Source organism: Bradyrhizobium sp. SZCCHNS3002 (genome assembly GCF_032377435.1).
Taxonomy (GTDB): domain Bacteria; phylum Pseudomonadota; class Alphaproteobacteria; order Rhizobiales; family Xanthobacteraceae; genus Bradyrhizobium.
The window spans coordinates 1-2,337 of the sequence record NZ_JAUHHY010000036.1; the positions used below are offsets into that span (position 1 = coordinate 1).

Below are 2,337 nucleotides of genomic sequence, written 5' to 3' on the forward strand. Positions count from 1 at the left end.
CCTGCAAAGGACATCCCCTCTTCACACTCAAAACAACAACGCCGCGCTGAAACCTCAGCGCGGCGTTGTCGTTTGTCCTGATGCGGTCGTTCGTCGATGCCGCGGGCAGCACAACCGTGTGATTGAGCCGCAAAACCGGGTTCAGTTGCGGTTCATTCCCCAGAACGTACGCAATGCTGCGCTGTCTGTCGTCGCTGACATTGTCCCACAGGAGATCCTCATGCGCATGCTCGTCCGGACCACCTTCGTCGCGCTAGCCATTGCTGGCTCAGGCGCCGCGATGACGGCCCTCACAACGCTTCCGGCCCTCGCGCAGGCCGCCAAGGATTCCCCGGCGCAGCCGCCCGGTCCGACCATCAGCCAGCCGCCGCAGCTCAAGCAGATCGCGCTGACCGACAAGCAGATCGAAAACGTGCTGGCATCGCAAAAGGACATGGATGCCGTCACCGACAAGCTTCCCGAGAACGCGCCGCCGGACCAGAAGGTTGTGACGCAGCTCGATGGCGTCGCCAAGAAATACGGCTTCGCAAGCTATGACGATTTCAACGTCGCCGTCGACAACATCAGCCTGGTGATGGGCGGCATCGATCCGAAGACGAAAAAGTACATCGGTCCCGAAGCCGTCATCAAGCAGCAGATCGATCAGGTCCAGGCCGATACCAAGATGAAGCCCGATGACAAGAAGCAGGTCCTCAACGATCTCAATGCGGCGCTCAAGGCGAAGCCGCCGGAGGTCGAGAACAAGGGCAATATCGATCTCGTGGTCAAATATTACGACAAGCTCGCCGCGGCCTTCGGCGAGGACGACAACTGACAACCGAGGCTTTGCCTCCACCTCGATCCGCCAAGCCCCGACCGTCGGTCGGGGCTTTTTCGTTGTGGGTCATGCGAGCGGAGCGCGCGCTCTGCGCGCGAACGCGGCCTCCATCTGCTTGCGTACCTTCACGGTCTCGTCCGCGGCAGCGGCTGCGACGTCGCTCCAGCGCACGATCTCGCCATGCGCGACGTCGTTCACGAGCTTCACCCGATGCGCCAGCCCGATCGGCAGTGCCCCGAGCTGCAGGCTGGTCCTGGCCGGTACGACCTTGCCCCACACCGTATAGCCACCTTCGCCATCGAGCATCTCGCCAGCCCGCAGATCCTTCTTGGCGACGGCGACGACATCGCCGCGGAAGCCGAGCGGTTGGCCGGTGGGCTCCTTGCGCAGGGCCGCCGAGAGCACCGAGACGTTCAGCTCCAGCCCGATCAGGTGATAGGGCTTGTACATCGCCGCATAGCGGCCGCTCGAATCGGTCTTGAGTCCGTATTGCCGGAAGCAGTCCGCGGCGTAGTCGTTCGGCGCCTCCAGCACGACATAGACGCCCCAGCGCAGATCGCGAAATACCGGACGCCCGTCGCGCTCCAGCGATGAGACCACCTCGACCATGCCGGAGCGCTCGAGCACGCCGCCGCGGTCGCGAGGCCGCAGCACATGCGGCAGGTCATCGACACCGCAGGGTGGAAACAGCAGTCCGTTCGTGGGCACGTCGAGCCCCGTCGCGTTGGCGATCGCGGCCATCTCGATCGCCGACTTGGTGCCGTCGAGGAAGGAATTGAACATCTGCGGGTTCATCCCGGCCGACTGCGCCTCGCCGGCGGTGAGGCCGTAATGTTGCCAGACGCCGTCCGGCGTGACGTCGTGATAGGCCGGCAGATACTTCGTGCCCTTGCCTGCGGCGACGACATGGAAGCCGGTCGCACGCGCCCAGTCGACGAGCTCGGCTGTCAATGCCGGCTGGTCGCCATAGGCGAGTGAGTAGACAACGCCGGCCCTGCGCGCCTCGTCGGCCAGCAACGGCCCCGCCAGAACGTCAGCCTCGACATTGACCATCACGATGTGCTTGCCGGCCCTGATGGCCGCCTGCGCGTGGCGGATGCCCGCGGCCGGACTGCCGGTCGCTTCGACGACGACATCAATGGTGTCAGCAAGCGCTTTTGCGCCGTCGGGACTGAACGCGGTGCGTTCGATCCGCTCGGCGCTCCAGCCGACGGTGCGGCAGGCGTCCCGCGCGCGCCCCGGATCGAGGTCGACGATGACGGGCACCTCGAGCCCCGCCACGTGCGGCACCTGTGACAGGAACATCGAGCCGAACTTGCCGGCGCCGATCAACGCGACGCGCACGGGCTTGCCGGCGGCGGCGCGGGCTTGGAGGAGGGCGTGGAGGTTCATTGTATTGTCCGGTTTCCAGATTGTCGCGCGACCTGCAACTACCACCTCCGTCGTCATGGCCGGGCTTGACCCACGGCTGTCCGGTTCAGACAGACTGGACATGGTGCATGGCGTGGATTCTTCTGCGG

At 65.0% G+C, this 2,337-nt stretch carries 2 protein-coding genes; one reads left to right on the top strand and one right to left on the bottom strand.

Annotated elements, in window-relative coordinates; genetic code table 11:
- Positions 1-220 precede the first annotated feature (220 nt).
- Positions 221-814, top strand: a complete 594-nt coding sequence (locus QW845_RS34075; RefSeq protein WP_315805879.1) for a hypothetical protein — start codon at positions 221-223, stop codon at positions 812-814.
- A 69-nt stretch (positions 815-883) separates the two neighbouring features.
- Here QW845_RS34075 and QW845_RS34080 read toward each other — a convergent pair whose 3' ends face one another.
- Positions 884-2,209: an NAD(P)H-dependent oxidoreductase gene (locus tag QW845_RS34080; RefSeq protein WP_315805880.1), complete on the bottom strand. Its 1,326-nt coding sequence runs from the start codon at positions 2,207-2,209 to the stop codon at positions 884-886.
- Between the last annotated feature and the right edge of the window lie 128 nt (positions 2,210-2,337).